At 50.8% G+C, this 18,488-nt stretch carries 17 protein-coding genes; 14 read left to right on the top strand and 3 right to left on the bottom strand.

Annotation, left to right across the window (positions count from 1 at the left end; translation table 11 throughout):
• Positions 1 to 85: 85 nt before the first annotated feature.
• Positions 86 to 1,057: an aldo/keto reductase family protein gene (locus L3D05_RS12085; protein WP_239616307.1), complete on the bottom strand. Its 972-nt coding sequence runs from the start codon at positions 1,055 to 1,057 to the stop codon at positions 86 to 88.
• A gap of 96 nt (positions 1,058 to 1,153) precedes the next feature.
• On the opposite strand from L3D05_RS12085, the gene L3D05_RS12080 reads away from it, so the two are divergent.
• Together L3D05_RS12080 and L3D05_RS12075 are read left to right on the top strand one after the other, a co-directional pair.
• Complete coding sequence (locus tag L3D05_RS12080; protein WP_239616306.1) at positions 1,154 to 1,531, top strand: MerR family transcriptional regulator; 378 nt, start codon at positions 1,154 to 1,156, stop codon at positions 1,529 to 1,531.
• A 22-nt stretch (positions 1,532 to 1,553) separates the two neighbouring features.
• Positions 1,554 to 2,819, top strand: coding sequence for an FAD-binding protein (locus L3D05_RS12075; RefSeq protein WP_239616305.1), 1,266 nt, complete (start codon positions 1,554 to 1,556; stop codon positions 2,817 to 2,819).
• 100 nt (positions 2,820 to 2,919) lie between these two features.
• On the opposite strand, the gene L3D05_RS12070 is transcribed toward L3D05_RS12075, so the two are convergent.
• On the bottom strand, positions 2,920 to 3,792 hold the full coding sequence (locus L3D05_RS12070) for an AraC family transcriptional regulator (RefSeq protein ID WP_239616304.1): 873 nt from the start codon (positions 3,790 to 3,792) through the stop codon (positions 2,920 to 2,922).
• A gap of 117 nt (positions 3,793 to 3,909) precedes the next feature.
• Between L3D05_RS12070 and L3D05_RS12065 the strand changes: the two genes are divergently transcribed.
• From L3D05_RS12065 to L3D05_RS12020, 10 genes are all read left to right on the top strand, one after another.
• On the top strand, positions 3,910 to 5,412 hold the full coding sequence (locus L3D05_RS12065) for an L-fucose/L-arabinose isomerase family protein (protein WP_239616303.1): 1,503 nt from the start codon (positions 3,910 to 3,912) through the stop codon (positions 5,410 to 5,412).
• 64 nt (positions 5,413 to 5,476) lie between these two features.
• Positions 5,477 to 6,526 (top strand): autoinducer 2 ABC transporter substrate-binding protein, encoded by a 1,050-nt coding sequence (locus L3D05_RS12060; protein ID WP_239616302.1) that lies wholly within the window; start codon positions 5,477 to 5,479, stop codon positions 6,524 to 6,526.
• Positions 6,516 to 8,348, top strand: a complete 1,833-nt coding sequence (locus L3D05_RS12055; protein WP_239616301.1) for a cache domain-containing sensor histidine kinase — start codon at positions 6,516 to 6,518, stop codon at positions 8,346 to 8,348. Before L3D05_RS12060 ends, L3D05_RS12055 begins: the two co-directional genes overlap by 11 nt.
• A complete protein-coding gene (locus L3D05_RS12050; protein ID WP_239616300.1) occupies positions 8,335 to 9,993 on the top strand; it encodes a response regulator transcription factor in 1,659 nt (552 codons plus the stop codon). The genes L3D05_RS12055 and L3D05_RS12050 overlap by 14 nt, the downstream gene beginning before the upstream one ends.
• Positions 9,980 to 10,306, top strand: a complete 327-nt coding sequence (locus L3D05_RS12045) for an L-rhamnose mutarotase (RefSeq protein WP_239616299.1) — start codon at positions 9,980 to 9,982, stop codon at positions 10,304 to 10,306. Before L3D05_RS12050 ends, L3D05_RS12045 begins: the two co-directional genes overlap by 14 nt.
• A gap of 171 nt (positions 10,307 to 10,477) precedes the next feature.
• Positions 10,478 to 12,013, top strand: coding sequence for a sugar ABC transporter ATP-binding protein (locus L3D05_RS12040; protein ID WP_239616298.1), 1,536 nt, complete (start codon positions 10,478 to 10,480; stop codon positions 12,011 to 12,013).
• Positions 12,010 to 13,059, top strand: a complete 1,050-nt coding sequence (locus L3D05_RS12035; RefSeq protein WP_239616297.1) for an ABC transporter permease — start codon at positions 12,010 to 12,012, stop codon at positions 13,057 to 13,059. The genes L3D05_RS12040 and L3D05_RS12035 overlap by 4 nt, the downstream gene beginning before the upstream one ends.
• Positions 13,060 to 13,062: 3 nt before the next feature.
• Positions 13,063 to 14,052, top strand: a complete 990-nt coding sequence (locus L3D05_RS12030) for an ABC transporter permease (protein WP_239616296.1) — start codon at positions 13,063 to 13,065, stop codon at positions 14,050 to 14,052.
• Between the two features lie 71 nt (positions 14,053 to 14,123).
• The gene (gene rhaS, locus L3D05_RS12025; RefSeq protein ID WP_439647943.1) at positions 14,124 to 15,206 is read left to right on the top strand and encodes a rhamnose ABC transporter substrate-binding protein; all 1,083 of its coding nucleotides are present in this window, start codon (positions 14,124 to 14,126) and stop codon (positions 15,204 to 15,206) included.
• Positions 15,207 to 15,449: 243 nt separating this feature from the next.
• Positions 15,450 to 15,629 (top strand): hypothetical protein, encoded by a 180-nt coding sequence (locus L3D05_RS12020; protein ID WP_239616294.1) that lies wholly within the window; start codon positions 15,450 to 15,452, stop codon positions 15,627 to 15,629.
• Between the two features lie 369 nt (positions 15,630 to 15,998).
• Here the strand turns inward: L3D05_RS12020 and L3D05_RS12015 are convergent, their stop codons facing one another.
• Positions 15,999 to 16,883 (bottom strand): lipoate--protein ligase family protein, encoded by an 885-nt coding sequence (locus tag L3D05_RS12015; protein ID WP_239616293.1) that lies wholly within the window; start codon positions 16,881 to 16,883, stop codon positions 15,999 to 16,001.
• A 191-nt stretch (positions 16,884 to 17,074) separates the two neighbouring features.
• Here L3D05_RS12015 and L3D05_RS12010 point away from each other — a divergent pair, with 191 nt between their 5' ends.
• Positions 17,075 to 17,806 carry a ZIP family metal transporter gene (locus L3D05_RS12010; RefSeq protein WP_239616292.1) on the top strand — a complete coding sequence of 244 codons (732 nt, stop codon included), beginning with the start codon at positions 17,075 to 17,077 and terminating at the stop codon, positions 17,804 to 17,806.
• Between the two features lie 26 nt (positions 17,807 to 17,832).
• Entirely contained in the window at positions 17,833 to 18,486 is a 654-nt protein-coding gene (locus L3D05_RS12005; protein ID WP_239616291.1) for a DUF8426 domain-containing protein, read from the top strand.
• The last annotated feature ends 2 nt before the right edge of the window (positions 18,487 to 18,488 follow it).

Raw genomic sequence — 18,488 nt, 5'->3', positions numbered from 1 at the left:
CGGGTTGGCCACGGATGGAATACATTGAATATAGCACATACAACGATACTTTGGCGCGGGGGATATAAAGTGAAAGCAGCATGGATTATCTCATTGGTGCGAAGTTGTGAACCGCACTTAATATTTCTTCCACACGGGAAAGTACATCTGCAGTTATGTTCAGATCAATAGCTTTTATGTTCTCTTCAATTTGTGTTGGACGGCTGGAACCAATAATGGCTGAGCTCACATTTGGCTGGCGTAACACCCATGCAAGAGCGAACTGCGATAAAGTAACACCAAGTTCGGCAGCTAGTTCTTCTAGCTTGACTGTGCAATTCAGCACATCTTCTCGCAAATAGCTGTTAATAACGCCATTTGTCTCGTTATTAGCTGCTCTACTGTCTTGTGGTATGGCGTGGCCGGGTTTATATTTACCAGTTAAAATACCTTGTGCAAGTGGAGAAAAGACAATTAAACCAATGCCCTCCAACTCGCACTGCTTGATAACGTTCTCCTTTTCAATGTAACGTTCGAACAAATTGTAAATGGGTTGATTTGAAATCAAAGGACGCAAATTTAATGTTTTGCCCAATGAAGATGCATTCTCTATCTGCGATGCAGACCATTCACTGACTCCCGAATATAGGATTTTGCCTTGGCTGGTCAAATCATCCAGCGCGCGGAGCGTCTCTTCAATTGGTGTCTCATTATCGAAACGATGACATTGATATAAGTCGATGTACTCGGTACCCAATCGTTTCAGACTGGCGTCGCATTGCTCCATGATATGTTTCCGGGATAAACCTCGATCATTTGGTCCTTCGCCTTGAGGGAAATATACTTTTGTAGCAAGCACATAACTACTGCGAGGGTATGCTTTTAAAGCATTGCCTAGTACTTGCTCGGCGCCTATATAGGAATTAGATGTATCGAAGAAATTAATCCCTAAATCAAATGCTTTTGAAATACAAGCGTTCGATGTTTCCTCTGCTGTTGCTGAGCCGTAAGTCATCCAACTTCCAAGACCAATTTCGCTTACCCTTAGTCCACTTTTGCCTAGTCTTCTGTATTTCATTTTATTGTTACCTCCTAGACTTTGATTCAAATAGAATAAAGGCTAAACTTAACTTCAGGTCAAGGGTCAAATTGATAATATGTGGAGGAGCTTCATATGGAGTATACAATTAAGCATGTTTCAGAACGATTGCGTTTACCTATTTCTACACTTCGCTATTATGACAGGGAAGGGTTAATGCCATTATTAAAAAGAACTGAGACGGGTACCCGTAAATATTCAGAAACGGATATTTCTTGGTTGGAGTTAGTTTGCTGCCTCAAAAATACCGGTATGCCTATAGAGGAAATCAAGGAGTTCATGGTGTTATGTTTGACAGGTTCGACTACAAGTGAGCAACGTAAAGAACTGCTCGAACAGCACAAAGCAAATATTTTAGGACAGATGGAAATGTTAAATCGCAGCCTAGAAATGATAAATTACAAACTGAAAAATTATAATAAAATAGGGATTTTTCATATAGATACTTACTAACTGTGAAAAAGGAGATATCACCATGCAAAAGCATCAAAATTGGGCACGCAACTACACTTATAACGTCACTGAAATCCACACGCCCGAGACTCTAGAACAAGTACAGGAAATCGTCGTGCGCAGCACCCGAATCAAGCCGCTTGGCACGCGCCACTCATTCAATGGTATCGCGGATTCTAACGGCGTCCATCTCTCGCTACAGAAGTTGAACCGGCTCATCGATTTTGATCTTAAACGGAACAAGGTAACCGTAGAAGGCGGAGTACGCTATGGAGACTTGTGTACATATCTTAACAATCACGGCTATGCGCTGCACAATTTGGCGTCGCTGCCGCACATTAGCGTTGCTGGTGCATGCGCGACGGGGACACATGGATCTGGCGACCGCAACGGCAGTCTTGCGACAGCGGTTCACTCCATGGAGATCGTTACCGCGGATGGGAACGTGGTAACCTTTTCCCGTGATCTGCAAAACGATGAATTCGCCGGAGCAGTAGTAAGCCTCGGGGGAATTGGGATCGTAACGAAAATCACGTTGGATGTCGTTTCGAGCTTTAATGTAAGCCAATCAGTTTACGAAAACTTGCCGCTAGTGCAGCTTAAAGATCATTTTGATGATATATTCTCCAGTGCCTATAGCGTGAGTCTATTCACCGACTGGAAGGACGAGTCGTTTAATCAGCTTTGGGTGAAACAAAAATTAACAAATTCGGCCCCTGTGCAGACGGAACCTTCGTTATTCGGCGCCACGCTAGCAAGCACGAGCAAGCATCCGGTTCCGGGCCTTGGATCGGAGAATTGCAGCGAACAGATGGGTATACCGGGGCCATGGCACGAAAGGCTGCCGCATTTTCGCATGGATTTTACGCCGAGTGCCGGGGACGAACTGCAGAGCGAATATCTGGTGCCCCGTCAGTACGCTTACGATGCATTGACCGCGATTCAAGGGATTCGCACGTCCATTTCGCCGCTGCTTCATATTTGTGAAATTCGTTCGGTTGCGGCGGATGAACTATGGATGAGTCCCTGTTACATGCAGGATTCTGTGGCGATCCATTTTACGTGGAAGGCGGATTGGCCCTCCGTTCAACAAGTGTTACCGGTTATTGAACAACGACTTCAGCCTTATCATGCTCGTCCGCATTGGGGCAAGCTTTTCGCGATGAATCCCGAACGATTGCAACAGCTTTTCGTAAAACTGCCCGATTTTCGGCAGATGGTCTCCCGTTATGATCCGCAGGGCAAATTCCGAAATTCATTCCTGGATCGGTATATAATGGGTTGCTAAAAAGAGCTGTGAAGCATCGGAAATTGAGCTTCTGCTCACCAAGGAAGAAGAAGGCAGTAGGCACATGGACTCGTTCCGTGTGCCTTTTCGTTTGTCTACTCTAGGATTGCCGCCAATGCTTGCGGTACACCAAAGGCGTAAGCGCTTCGCGGCTTCGGAACAGATTAATGAAGTGGCTGACATTCTCGACGCCGACGGCCAAAGCGATCTCGGCAATAGGCATGTCCGTGAAGCGGAGGAGCTCCTTAGCGCGGGTAATCCGAGTGTTAATCAAATACTCGTTCGGGGAGAAGCCGGTATATCGTTTGAATTCTTTGGACAGATGGTACTTGTCGATCGAGAAGGAAGCGGATACTTCGTCAAGAGACAGCCGCGCGGAATAATAGCGATCGTAATGATTCATGACATTCCGAATAGAAGCGGGAATGCCCGGATCGGATGACTCGGGATACTGGCCGGTCAGCAGCACTTCGGTAAGGAGGTCGACGATAACCCGAGAGCCCGACAATTCCGTCTGGATCGTCTTATGCTGATGCAGATCGACGATTTCCTGCAATAATCCCGGTATTCTAGACTCGCTAGGAAGAGTGATGACCGGACTCCCCGTAGAAGCGAAACGATCATAATAAGCAGGCGCGGAGCTCCCGTTAAAATGGATCCACAGCATCTCCCACAGATCGGAAAAATCCGTTCGATAATACTGGTATTTTCGACAATCGATATACACGAGCTGATTGGGCGTTACCGTATAGGTCTTGTTGCCATACGTCAAATATCCGGTACCGCCGGTCGTGTAGAGAATCAAATAGGAATCGAGATTTTCTCGTTCTGTATAGTAAGATGACATCGTACGGAACAGCCCGGCTTCCTGTACGTAGTACAAGGCGGCTTTGGCGAATGCGGAAGGCGTAGCGATCATTCGTACCGAATCTTCCGTCCAGTCGTGCGATGCCTGTTCCCGGTAACCGGTCATGCGGATCAACTCCAAGATACTATTATTTTTACCCAAGATCGTTGGATGTAAACCGAAGTGTAAGCCTTTACAATGAGGTACATAACGATTATTCCATAGGATCATGAGGTGGTAAAGATGTCTTTATTCAATCCCATCAAACCGGCTCGCAAGGCGCGCATCGGCCTATATAGCGTTGGACTGCGAGCGTATTGGGAGCAGTTTCCCGGGCTGCGCGGCCGGCTAGTCGAATATGGCAAGTTTATCGAGAACAGGATGTCCCAGTGGGGAGAAGTGTTCAATTACGGCCTAGTCGATACGGAAACGGAAGGACGCAAAGCCGGCGAGTGGCTGAACGGCCAGAACGTCGATCTGGTATTCTGCCATGCGGCGACGTATTCTACGAGCGCTACCGTGCTCCCCGTCCATCAATTGTGCCCGGCGCCCGTTGTCTTTCTAAATTTGCAGCCGACGGAACGCATTAATTACGACCAATCGACGACCGGCGAATGGCTGGCCCATTGCGGCGCTTGCCCGGTACCGGAGTTCGCCAATGCGTTCAACCGGGCGGGAATTGCGTTCCGGGTCGTGAATGGTATACTGGGTCTTGATTATACGCCAGAAATTTCCTTGACGAACGAGACGACCCATGTCAGGGCGGAAGCCATACGCGCATGGCGGGATATCGAGGAATGGATTCGAGCGGCTTCGGTTCCGCGTACGTTGAAGCACAGCCGATTCGGTTTCCTGGGCAATACGTACAGCGGTATGTTGGACATGTACAGCGATTTTACGATGATACAGGCTCAGACAGGCCTTCACGTCGAAGTGTTGGAAATGTGCGACCTCGATCGCATGCTAAAAGAAGTTACTCCGCAAGATGTGAAGAATAAGCTGGATGCCGTCCATAATATGTTCCGAATAAGCGGGGATTCCCCTTCCGATCCGATCGCAAGAAAGCCTAGCGATGAACAGCTGGAATGGTCATGCCGAGTTGCGGCGGCGCAGGAGAAGCTTGTGCGGGAATTCGATCTGGATGCCCTCAGCTATTATTACCATGGCGCGCCGGGCGGCGAATACGAGAAGCTTCAAGGCGGCTTTATCGTCGGTCATTCCTTGCTCACCGCGCACGGTATTCCATGTGCCGGAGAGGGCGATCTTAAGACGGCCTTAGGGATGAAAATCTGCGATATCGTAGGCACGGGAGGCAGTTTCTCCGAGATCGTCGTGGTGGATTACGTGGACGGAACGATATTGCTCGGCCATGACGGTCCTTTCCATATCGCCATATCGGAGGGGAAACCGATCTTAAGGGGAATGGGACTGTATCACGGCAAGCAAGGCACGGGGGTGTCCGTGGAGGCGAAGGTCAAAACCGGCCCGATTACAACGCTGGGTATGACGCAAACCGAGGATGGCAAGCTGAAAATGATCATAAGCGAAGCGGAGGCGACGGACGGCCCGACCATGAGAATCGGCAACACCCAAACTCCGGTTAAGTTCCGCATGCACCCGGATGATTACATGACCCGCTGGTTCGCGGAGGCGCCTACCCACCATTGCGCGATGTCGATCGGCCATAACGGTTCTTTGTTTGCTAAAGTGGGAGAGTTAATGCGCTTAAAGAACGTTACTCTATAATAAAATGTTCAGTTTGATATTCACGCTATCGGTTAGATATCCAGGTATAAAGGTGGAGAGTCTTTTGTACCGAACAATCGCGACGTTTGTAATCATCGCCTTATTCATTACTTCCTGCCAATCCGGATCAAGCACTCGATATGAACTGGTGTATTCGATGGAACCCGGAACCGCTACGGGCCCTCAACCGGTTCAGTCGATTGCTCCCGGAAATCGGTATAAGATCGGTTTCGTACCGAAGGGAAGCGAGATCGAATATTTCCGGTATGCGGCGTTAGGAGCCAAGGAAGCGGCAAACAATCTCGGAATCGACGTCATCTTAAGCGGTCCGGAAAGCGCGGATGCCGAGCGTCAAATTCAAGTTGTGGAGCAATTGATCGACCAGAAGGTCGATCTTATTGCCATTTCCGCTAACGACCCTGTCAAGCTGGTGCCCGTCCTGCAGAAAGCGCGGAAGTCGGGAATTAAGGTGATCACTTGGGATGCGGATACCGAGCCCCAATGCAGGGAGTTCTTCGTGAATATGGTCGAACCGGAAGTTCTGGGCAGACATCTTCTGGACACGCTGGCCTTATCGATGGGGGAGAAAGGCAATTTCGCGATCATGACGGGCTCGTTCGCCGCGGCGAATCTGAACGAATGGCTGAAGTGGATCAATGTCCAGCAAAGCGAATATTATCCGGATATGAATCTCGTGGCAACCGTAGCGACCGACGACGATCAGGAGAAGGCGTATGAGGTCGCTAAGAAGCTGCTCGAAGATTACCCTAATCTGGATGGGATTCTAGGCAATTCTTCGGTCGGGCCGCCCGCTGCGGCACATGCGGTGAAGGAAGCCGGGAAATCAGGCTCCGTGAAGGTTGTCGGATTATCGAGCCCCAATCTGATGGGCCCGTATCTCCGGGAAGGCTCCGCACAGATCGCTACGCTGTGGAGTCCGAAGAAGCTTGGCTATCTGACGATCATGCTGGCATACAATTATTTGAATGGGCAAATGCCGATGGACGGACAGGAGATCGACGGGGTCGGGAACATTCGTTTGAACGGGGATATGGTCATTATGGGAGAGCCGCTCGATTTTACAGCGGAGAATGTGAGCCAATATGATTTTTAAGAGAATGCGCGGACTCCACTTTCGGAATTATCCCATCGGCTATAAGCTGATCGTCACATACATTCTCCTGACGGCTTTCCCGATGATGCTCTTGGTTTATTTCTCCTACATCCAGTATGCAAGGTCGGTCGAAGAACAGATCGGCGAATACATGCCTAAGTTTCTCTATCAGGCGAACGCGGACATCGAGAAACGTATCGATGAACTGACCACGCTGCCGGAAATGTTATTTAACTCCGACAGTATTCTAGGCATTCTTAGGCGCTCGACTTATGTCAAGCGGTCTGATCTGAACAAGGACCAATACAATATGAATAGCTATCTGGCTAGAACCTACACGAACGGACGAAATGCCGATGTGCTAGGCGTATTTGTTATTTCCAATAATCGGGTATTTTATAGTTCCAAGGTGGGCTTCAAGGAAAGCAACTGGAGCGCGGGACTCAGCGATTACGTTCAGAATGTCGAGCTGGGCGGCAAGGCCAAGATTATTTTGCCCGGGGAGATGGATCTCCAGTTCGGTAGCGAGGCTCCCTACGTCTTCATTCTGAAGCAGATTTACGATGACGATAATCGCAAAAGCTTAGGAACGATGCTCATTGCGGTAGACCTTAGCTTCATCGATAACATCGTTCGCAATTTCGAGAAGAATGAGAGAGCGGATTTGTGGGTGATGAACCCGTCGGGTAAAATCATTTATCATACGAATCGGTCTCTTATCGGAACTGTTGATGGGGACAAGGCGCGTTATCCGGTGCTTAACGGAAGCTTCCGCTCCAACGGAACGGGGGATCAGAAACTCGTTAGCGTCAATCAAACCTCCAATCGGGGGTGGATACTCGTTCATAGCATTCCGCTTCGCGACTTGACGAAGAGTGCGGATCAGGTGCGGAACGTAACCGTGTTCGTAATTATCGGAATCATGCTTCTTACTTCCATCATCGGGGTCTTTATCTCCTACAACATGACGCGCCCCTTGAAGAAGCTGACCGGGTTAATGAAGTCGGTCGAGATGGGAGACTTCCAGGTCGATCTCAAGGTTCAAAGCGGGGACGAGGTCGGCATGCTGGCACGAAGCTTCAACTCGATGATCTCGACGATCCGCGAGCTGATTCAGAAAAACTATCAGATCGAAATCAGGCAAAAAGAAGCCGAGCTCTATGCGTTGCAATCGCAAATCAACCCTCATTTTATGTACAATACGCTCGAGACGATCGGGATGGCCGTAGAGGAAGGGGAGACCGAGCAGGTCGTGGATATGGTGACGCTGCTTGGGCGCATGCTTCGTTTCTCCGTATCGAACCAATCGAAATCCGTCACGATCGCGGAAGAAGTGCAGCATGTGAAGGACTACCTGACGATTCAGAAGTTCAGGTTCGAGGATCGAGTGCATTTCGATATCGTTCAGGTCATGGATGATCGGGACTTCCATGCTCTCTATAGTCCTAAGTTCATCCTTCAGCCGATCGTGGAGAATGCGATTAAGTACGGGCTGGAGAGCCGCAAAGCTTTGGATATTCATATCGCGGTCAGCCAGGAATTCGGGGCGCGTTCCGGGAAGCGGGATATCGTCATTCGCATCCGCGACAACGGACCCGGGATTCCAAGCGATCGTTTGAGCGAATTAGAGCAATCGCTGAAAAAAATCAGTTTCGAAGGACGCAGCTCGCACTTCGGGTTAATTAACGTAAACGCTAGAATCGTGATGATGCATGGGACGGACTATGGGTTGCAGCTCCACAGCATTGTCGATAAGGGGACAGAAGTGATCATCCGGATTCCGATGATCCACGGGGAGACGATCGTGAATGGAGAAGATTAGAACTTTGATTGTAGACGATGAAGCCCGTATTCGCCGCGGCATCGAACGGCTAGTCCATTCTTGCGGGGATGACTGGGAAGTCGTGGCCACGGCGAGCGATGGAAGGGAAGCCCTGGACTACTTCCTTCAGACGGATGGAGCCATCGATTTATTAATCACGGACGTGAAGATGCCGGAGATGGACGGGCTGACCTTAATCAAGGAAGCGAAAAAGCAATATTCGTTCTATCCGTTACTCATTAGCGGCTACGACGATTTTACTTACCTGCAAACGGCTTTGCGGGAAGGAGCGTTGGATTATCTTCTTAAGCCCGTCGACCGCGAACAATTCCGTATGCGGATGGCGGAGATTCGAACGATCATATCCAATGGGCGTTACCAAAGCCTTAAGCGCGGAGAAATGGTGCGGGAATCCGAGCAGTTGAAGAAAACAAGGCAAACTCAAACGTTAAGCTATATTACCTCCATGGGAATCGACATGGCCACGCTAGGCTATTGGGTTGACGAATTTCCGAAGGGGTCCTACGTACTGCTATCCATTCGTATGGATACGCTGCCCGTGAAGACGAGAAGTTATAAGCCTAACGATTGGAAAGCTTACTTCTACGCGCTCGAGAATATTATGGGCGAGCTGCTGGACAATCAATTCCGGCAGACGGACCAGCTCGGATGGAGCTGGCGGGGGGCGGAATCGGACTTCTGGATGCTGCTGTACAGCCCTGAGCCCGATTTCGATTGGGGGACCGCTGCTTACGATCTGGCGGTTAACATCCGTTCCGCTATCCAGACGTATACCCCCTTCTCGGTATCCGTCGCTTACGGAGACGGCTTACAGGATTTATACGTTCTACCCGAAGCTAAGCGCCAAGCGATGGCTCTCATGAACTACCGGTTCCTCCATGGAGGCAATCAAGTGTTCAGACCGGAGAGCTTGAATGAAGAAGGCAAATCTTCGGCTCTGAACGACAAGGATCTGTCTCTACTGGCCCAGAAGCTCAAGCGCAGCGTAGAACAAGGCAATCCGGAAGAAGCCGCCGACAATGCCAAGCTCATCTTCGATCAATGGGATCGTCTGGATTCTCCGGCTAACTTGCATAAGGCGGTTCAGAACGCGATCATCCTGATACATTCGACAGGGTTGGAGAGCCGCAGCGGGATCGAAGACTCGGCGTCCCTCGAGGACGAGCTTCACAAGGTAGAGAGGGCAAGCAATTTGCACGAGCTGAAGATGTGCGTGAAGCAGTTAATGGATCGCGTGATCGGAGATATTCGCAAAGCCCGCGAGAGCAGCAACAAGAAGCCGGTGGAACAAGCGAAAGGTTGGATTAACGACCACTTGGATCAGGACGTTACGATCAAGAAAATCGCCGATCAAGTGTACATGAACCCGACCTATTTCAGCGAAGTGTTCAAAATGCAAACCGGGGATACCGTGCTCGACTATTTAACCCGGCAACGAATTGAGAGAGCGAAGGAGCTGCTGGCCGACCCGCGCTTGAAGCTGCAGGATGTATGCTGTCGGATCGGTTATCAGGACGTTAAGTATTTCAGTCGTTTGTTTAAGAACTGGACGGGGCAAACTCCGTCTAAATTCAGAGAGCAGACGATCTTCCAAGGAGGAGACGGATATAATGAACCCGAGTAATAAGTTTGCATGGACATGGAAGATTAAAGAGGAATGCTTGGCGGAATACGTGGAGATGCATTTGTCCCCTTGGCCGGAGATCATGGAAGAGCATTCCCGCGCGGGAATTCGGAATTACTCCATCTTCCAGAACGGCAATCAGTTTTTCTATTGCTTCGAGTGCGACGACGTGGAGGCGGCTTTCGGGATCATCGCGGAAAGCGAGGCGTGCAGTCGCTGGAACGCGATCACCTCGAAGATGGTCGAAGGCTCCTTCGATTTTAAGGAAGCCGAACCTATAAGGCCGATGCGCGAAGTGTTCTACTTGAAATGACATAGCACCAGGATATTGACCCGGACGCCGATAATTGGCGTTCGGTTTTTTTGCGTTACCCGTGTTTTATCCCCCCAACCTGAATAATGTCTCCTATGGAGAAAGCGCTATCACCTGTATCTTTAGTTTACGAGAAAGAGAGGCACCTAGAGAGAAGGAGGAGAAGCGGGCATGGCCAATTCGGAATACGTGCTAGAGCTTAAAGGCATCACCAAAATATTCCCAGGGGTTAAAGCTCTGGACGACGTTTATTTCAAGTTGAAGCCGGGAGAAATTCATGCCTTGATGGGCGAGAACGGAGCGGGCAAATCGACCTTCATCAAGGTCATCACCGGCGTTCATTCTCCCGAGGAAGGCGAGATGTACCTGAACGGCCGGAAGGTGGAATTCCGCCATCCCACGGATGCCCAGAAAGCGGGAATCGCGGCTATTTATCAGCATGTGACCTGTTATCCCGATCTTAGCGTGACGGAAAACATATTCATGGGCCATGAGAAAATCCAACGGGGGACAAGGCGCATCCGTTGGAGCGAAATGCATGAGGAAGCGGGAAGCCTGCTGAAGGAATTAGGCGCGAGCTTCAGTCCGAAGACGCTGATGGGCGCGCTTAGCGTCGCCGAGCAACAGATCGTCGAGATTGCCAAAGCGCTGTCGGTGGACGCCAAAATCATCATCATGGACGAACCGACGGCGGCGCTAACGAAAAACGAGAGCGAAGAATTGTATCGGATCGCGGAACGGTTGAGGGATAACGGAGCTTCTATCATTTTTATCTCTCACCGTTTTGAAGATATGTATCGTTTGGCTAGCAAGGTGACGGTATTCCGGGACTCCCGATATATCGGAACTTGGAACGTGGATGAAATTTCGAATTCGGACTTGATTATCGCTATGGTCGGGCGAGAGATTTCGCAATTGTTCCCTAAGAAAGAAGCGGACATCGGCGAAGAGTTGCTCCGGTTGGAAGGGCTAGGGAAAACGGGCTACTTCGCGGACGTTTCGTTCTCGTTGCGAAGAGGAGAAATTTTGGGCTTGACCGGGCTTGTCGGCGCCGGAAGAACCGAGGTATGCCAAACTTTGTTCGGCGTGGAGCGCTTCGACAAGGGGAAGGTTTTCTTCAAAGGCAAGGAGCTCAAAGTCAGAAGCCCGCGGGACGCCATGGAGCAGGGAATAGGCTACCTGCCCGAGGATCGGCAGAAGCAAGGTTTGGTGCTGCAATGGGGAATCGGCCGGAACATTACGTTGCCGACGCTGAGCAAATTCGCGAACAAAGGCATGGTCAATTCCCGCAAGGAATTGGACGTCGCGAAACGGCTGGCGGAGAAAGTGAGCGTCAAAGCCAAGAGCGTGTTCGATCTCGCCAGTTCCCTGTCGGGAGGCAATCAACAGAAGGTCGTATTCGCCAAGCTGCTTACGGCCGAGCTCGACGTGCTCATCTTGGATGAACCTACTAAAGGGGTGGACGTCGGAGCGAAATCCGCGATCTACGAAATGATAAGCGATCTGGCGTGCGCCGGATACGGCATCATTCTCGTGTCTTCCGAAATGCCGGAAATCATCGGGATGTGCGATAGAGTGGCGGTCATGCGCGAAGGCCGGGTAACGGCAATGCTAGACCGGAAAGGCCTGACGCAGGAGGCGATTCTGGAAGCGTCGATGGATGACACGGCGCCAAATACAGACGGTAAGAGGTGGGCTGGAGCATGAAACAAACAGCAACGGAGTCCGCCGGATTGCAAGGGGCACAGGTAGGACCAAAAACGCAGCAACGTTCGATTAGCGCCATGATCGCGAAATTCCGGGAGCTGGGGCTGCTCGCCTTCATTCTCTTGTTATCGGTTGGCGTACAGCTTCGCAATCCGAGTTTCCTCACATGGGAAAATATAAGCGATATTGCTACGAATACGGCGATCCTCAGCATTCTGGCAGTCGGAATGATGCTGGTCATCATTACGAGAGGTATCGATCTATCGATAGGAGCGACGTTAGCCTTGTCGGGAATGACCGCCGCGTTGACGGTAAGCCATTACCCGGAACTGCATCCGCTGCTTGCGGTTGCGGTAGGAGTCGGAATCGGATTGGTATGCGGGATGGTGCTCGGCTTCCTGGTTGCTTGGGTCAATATTCTGCCGATCATCGCGACCTTGGGAATGATGAACGTGTTCCGGGGATTAACCTTCGAGACGAGCGGCGGAAAATGGGTCAGCGCGCATCAGATGCCGGCCAGCTTCAAAGCCATCGCGACGGGCTCGGTATTCGGGATTAACAATCTGATCCTGATCGCCATTCTTATCTACATCGTTGCTTATTATTTCGTAAGCCACACCCGTACGGGGAGACGGATTTACGCGGTCGGGAGCAACCCGGATTCGGCGGAGATCAGCGGGATTCGCACGGGCAGAATTTTGTGGCTGGTGTATACGATCATGGGCGGTCTATCCGGGCTTGCGGGCGTGCTATGGGTATCCAAATTCGCCTCTGCTCAAGGAGATACCGCATCCGGTTACGAGCTTAGCGTCATCGCGGCCTGCGTGCTCGGCGGGGTCAGCATCGCCGGCGGCGTAGGGAAAATATCCGGAATCGTGCTCGGCTCGGTCTTGCTCGGAATATTGAACAACGCCCTTCCGATGATCAACGTTTCGCCGTTCTGGCAAATGTTCATTCAAGGGACGATTATCCTCATAGCCGTGCTGGTCAATGCTCTGGTCAAGCGGGGAATCGACCGCAATCATCTGATGAGGAGGAAAATATAAGCCATGGAACCGAGATTGCTTGCGAACAAGAAGGATTTTACGCTTAAAGGCTTTTTCCTCCAATGGGAGTGGCTGCTGGTCGTCCTGATTATGGCCGTGTTCGTCATGAACGCGAATTTGTCCGAGTATTTCATGGACTACGATAACCTGAGGGACGCGACGATGGGGTTCTTGGATAAGGCCTTCATCGTGCTGCCGATGGTGTTCATCATCCTGATGGGAGATATCGACATCTCCGTCGGTTCGACCGTTGCTTTATCCTCCGTCATCATGGCCGATTTGTACAATCACGGAATGCCGATGGAAATGGCCATGGTTATTTGTTTGGCGGTAGGCACGTTATGCGGTTGGATTAACGGAATGCTGATCGTCAGATTTAAGGAGCTGTCCGCGGTTATCGTGACCTTGGCGACGATGATCATCTACAGGGGAATCGCTTATATCTTGCTGGAAGATCAGGCTTCGGGCAAATTTCCGAAATGGTTCAAGTTTCTGGCGTGGGACTATGTGGGCAGCATTCCTTTCATTCTTATCGCTTTCGTGGTGGTCGCCGTCGTTTTCTGGATATTGCTCCACAAGACGACTTTCGGCAGACGGGTATACGCGATCGGCAACAATGCTACGGCGAGCCGGTACTCCGGCGTTCAAGTAGATAGAATCAAGATCGTCGTCTTCACGCTTGCCGGGTTGATGGCTGCCGTAACGGCAATCTTCCTGACCTCGCGAATGGGAAGCACGCGTCCGAACATCGCGACGGGGTATGAGCTCGAAGTCATTGCGATGGTCGTGCTCGGCGGGATCAGCACGGCTGGAGGAAAGGGCAGGATGATCGGGGCGATTCTTGCGGTATTCCTGATCGGCTTCCTGCGATACGGGCTAGGACTCGTGAACGTATCCGCCCAAATGCTGCTCATCATCTTAGGTTTATTGCTTATTTTCTCGGTGGCGATCCCGCAGCTCAAGCAACGCTTCGCCACGGGACGCAAGAAGTGACTCGCGCTACATTACGGTCCGAAGACTGTTATGTATAGATGAAATTACAGACGAAAAGGGAGGAAATGAAAGTGAAAAAGTTTTTGGGAATCTGTCTGACGGCAGTGATGTTGATGGTACTCGTATCGGCTTGCGGAAGCAATAACGACAAAGGCGGCAATGAAGCCTCGAGCAGCCCGAAAGCCTCCGGGGAGAGCAAGGCGCCGTCCGGCGATGCGGGCGGCAAGAAGAAATTCGCTATCATCTTTAAGAATACCGGTAACCCGTACGGCGAGAAGGAAATGGAAGGGTACAAGAAAGCGATCGAGGAGCTCGGTTACGAAGCGATTCTGAAAGCGCCCGACCAACCGACCGCGGAAGCTCAAATTACGATGATCGACGAGTTGATCTCTCAGAAGGTCGATGCTCTCGCTATCGTCGGCAATGACCCGGATGCTCTTCAACCGGCTTTGGAAAAAGCGATGAAAGCCGGAATCAAAGTGTTGTCCCTCGATTCCGCCGTTAACGCGGAAAGTCGCTTGGTCCACGTGAACCAAGCAGATCCCGAGCTTATCGGACGTACGCTGATCCAAGGCGTAGTCGAGATGATCGGCGGATCCGGCGAAATTGCCATTCTTAGCGCGACATCCCAAGCAACGAACCAGAATGCTTGGATCGAGTGGATGAAAAAAGAATTGGAAGATCCGAAATACAAAGACGTTAAATTGGTTAAAGTGGCTTACGGCGACGATCTTCGCGACAAGAGCGTATCCGAGACGGAAGCTCTGCTTAAATCGTATCCTAACCTCAAGGGAATCATTGCTCCGACTACGGTAGGGATCGCTGCCGCGGGTAAAGTATTGACGGACAAAGGGCTCAAAGGCAAAGTGCAATTGACCGGCCTTGGCCTGCCGAGCGAAATGGCGGAATACATCGAAAGCGGCGTATGCCCTTGGATGTACCTGTGGAATCCGCTTGACGTAGGATACCTGTCCGGCTATGCGGCCGATGCTCTCGTTAAAGGAACGATTACCGGTAAAGTAGGCGACAAATTGACGGCAGGTACGCTGGGCGAGAAAGAAGTTATCGCGGACGGCGAAGGCACGCAAATCATGCTTGGCGCCCCGTTCAAATTCGATGCTTCCAACATCGCGGAGTGGAAAGCGGTTTACTAAGAATCGGATAGACCCATCGGATTGACGATGATGAGACCAGCTGCCAAGCTGGTCTCTTCTTGCGACTTGCGATGGGAACGTTATATAGAGGATATAGAAGGATTTTTCCGAAAATAGCGGCTGGACGAAATCTCATTATTTCTTAGCGCGTCTTATCGGGCGAGAGGCTCCCGTATGCGGTTTTCCATGGCTAAGGATAATCGGTACACTTAAAGGGAGAACATCATCCGGAGGTATTACAGCATGACTCACATTGAAATGTTAAGGCGCCGTAGCGAGATCCTGAAACGTAACATTGGATCGATGATCATGAAGGATAACAAGCAAGGGTTAACCGGACAAGAGAACCTGTTCTATCAAGGCATGGTTAGAAAATGGCATCAGAACGAGCATGAGATCAACTCCGCGAGTAAAAAAGTTTAATCATCGAATACCGATGGCCCCAATAGACTGCGAAGCGCAGCCTGTCGGGGCTTTTTGTTGCGATCAGAAAGCGTTTCGCTTGCGAAGGGCGGTGAAGCGGATTTATGAAACGTGGTCATGTGAATAGATGCGGATAAGAAATACCTGTAAAAATACATTTAGTCAGCGTGGAAAGGTTACTTATTAGCAAATACCTGTAAAAGTCCAGTTATTATCGCAGATGGGGGAAGATAGTCCGAGCATTCTGCCTAAATAGCTGTAATTTTCCCGTTATTTAATTAAATAGCGAGGATAACATGGGAAATAACTGTACATTTACAGTTATGGGGACGAGGTGAGTCTCATGGGGCACCCGACATTATCCATAGTCTAAGGTCTAGGCAAAGGATACCGCTGCCTAAGTTGCTCGCACATCTCCGCAATCTCCGTATCGTCTGGCATGCGAAACAAATGAGCCGCATCGGAACCCACAATCGCCGTACCCTCCGGCATGTGAATCGGATGAGCCGCATCAGAACCCGAGATCACAGGTTGGCTTTCCCGCAAATTCCGCACGATCGCATCCGCAAAATCTTCCGCTCCGCCAAGCCCGGTTACGGTTCTCTCCTGCAAGCTCGTCATTACCTCAGGCCGAACGACGGGATAGTCGTCCGGTTTCGCCCCGACGCCCGCACGATTGTAGAACTCCCTGACCAATTCGGCGCGCTCGGAACCCGATCCTTTTACGATAACGAAAGCTTGAATGATCATAGCCCGCACCTGCCTCCGTTGGGCAATTCCGCAAAATTTCAGACCGTCGATCTGCAAGTCGTAATCGCCCGGACAATAGGAGCCTGCGACTTCTCCCTTGTCGACCATGCAGCCGTACTCGGACAAAGTTCGGCGAATCAACGCGTACATCCGCTCGAAGTCCGCATGGAATCCTTGATCCGCCATTGCGCGAATGGGGAGGATGAGGGAGAGGTTAACGACGCCCGGATCGAGCGGAACGGCCGCCCCGCCGGAATGGCGCACAAGCACGGAATACCCCTGAGCTTCCAACCATCTAATCGCCTCTGCCGCTCCGGGCAACCGGCTATCTTTCGATCCGATGACGAACGCCCGAGGATGCCGCCAGAGATGGCAAACCGAAGGTCCCCCGGCTCCCGTCTGCCTGCCGAGCAGTTCGTCCAAGGCGAACGGGTAGCTAATGTCTCGGTGGGTGGTTTCCCTTGTCCGATCTAGAATCCGCGGATCTAAACGCATATTATCCATAGTAACTCCTCCGAAGCCGATACGCTTGTGTCTCGAACTAATCGCATGAAGTCATTATATCACTGACAAGCGTATAGTCGCGGCGCTTTTGGAATAGGACAATAGGAAGGGGAACATTGCAAAGGAAGGGATTACAAATTAGAATCAATTCATATCGCTTGCTTGTTTAGGCACGAAGGGAGTACTTGAACGTGGAATCTGCTTTAATCGGAAGTTTCATATCCGCAATGGCTACCGTCCTTGGAGCCGCTCCTATATTTTTCATTAAGAAGCTGTCCGAGAAGTGGAAGGATATTCTGGTCGCCTTCACCGCGGGAATCATGGTATCCGCATCCATGTTCGGATTAATGCCGCAAGCGATCAAGGAATCCGGTATCATTGCTCTGACCTTAGGCATGATGATCGGAATCGTCGTGCTCGACCTGATCGAGAAAAATATTCCGCACATCGACGTCGAGAACGACAGCCGCGTCAGTTCATTCGATTCCAAGTCTCTCTTAGTCATCATTGCTCTATTCATCCATAACATTCCCGAGGGGCTGAGCACAGGCTTCAGTTATGCGAGCCAGAACGAAGGATTAGGGCCGATGGTCGCGATCTCGATCGGAGCTCAGAATATGCCGGAGGGGCTTATCCTCGCGGTCTTCCTGATCAATTCGCAGGTGAGCAAGCTCAAATCGTTCGCGATCGTTTTCCTGACGGGACTCATGGAGGCCGTATCCGCATTGATCGGCTACTTAACGGCCAGCAGTATTCAGAATCTGATCGGTTTCGGACTGGCCTTCGCGGCCGGGGCTATGCTGTTCATCTCCTATAAGGAGCTTATTCCCGAAAGCCATGGCCACGGCTACGAACGGCCTTCTACGTATTCGTTCATATTCGGGTTGTTGATCATGGTCTATATTAGTCATTGGTTTGGGTGATTGAGCGGTAGATGGAGGTGTCGGCGATGAATTTGTATCAAGTGAAATCCAATCCGCTGGGGATAGAACGGATGGCAGGGTTTCTTAAGGATAACTACATAAGCATTGGTTACCCGGGGATCGGGGATTTGGACAATATCAGTCCGAACGAGCTCAAGGAGCGGCTGACTCAAGCGTACGAATACGAGGGTCAGGAGCTCTTAAACGGCGTGGATGAGCTGTCGGCTTTCGTGAATGAGATGCAGGATGGGGATTATGTATTAGTGTCCGAGAATGATTCCGTTTATCTCGGAGACGTTGGCGATTATTATTATGTGGATGCTTCCGACTCCGTGGAGGATGGATTATGCCATCGGCGCGGCGTGACGTGGCTTCAATGTATTCCTCGGTCGGAGTTGAATGATTACGTACGGGAATTTCTCGGCTATCCTGGGGCCATAAAGAAGTTCGAATATCCGATTTCATATGCGCAGTTGGAGCGAGGAATTGAGCCGCAGACTATGGAGAAGGCACGGTCTCCGGTAGATGATCATGCCCATGTCCATGTCGACCAGCAAACGATAGATGAAGCACTCGCTATTATGAAAGAAGCCATGAGAAGCGACGACGCGGACCGGCGCGAGCGCGCAGCCGCGGCGATCTTGCAATATGCGTCTTCTCGTTCGTCATCCTCCGCTTAATC

This window comes from Cohnella mopanensis, assembly GCF_022352055.1.
Classification (GTDB): Bacteria; Bacillota; Bacilli; order Paenibacillales; family Paenibacillaceae; genus Cohnella; species Cohnella mopanensis.
The sequence above is the reverse complement of the archived record's forward strand: the minus strand, read 5'-3'. Positions and strand labels throughout refer to the sequence as shown.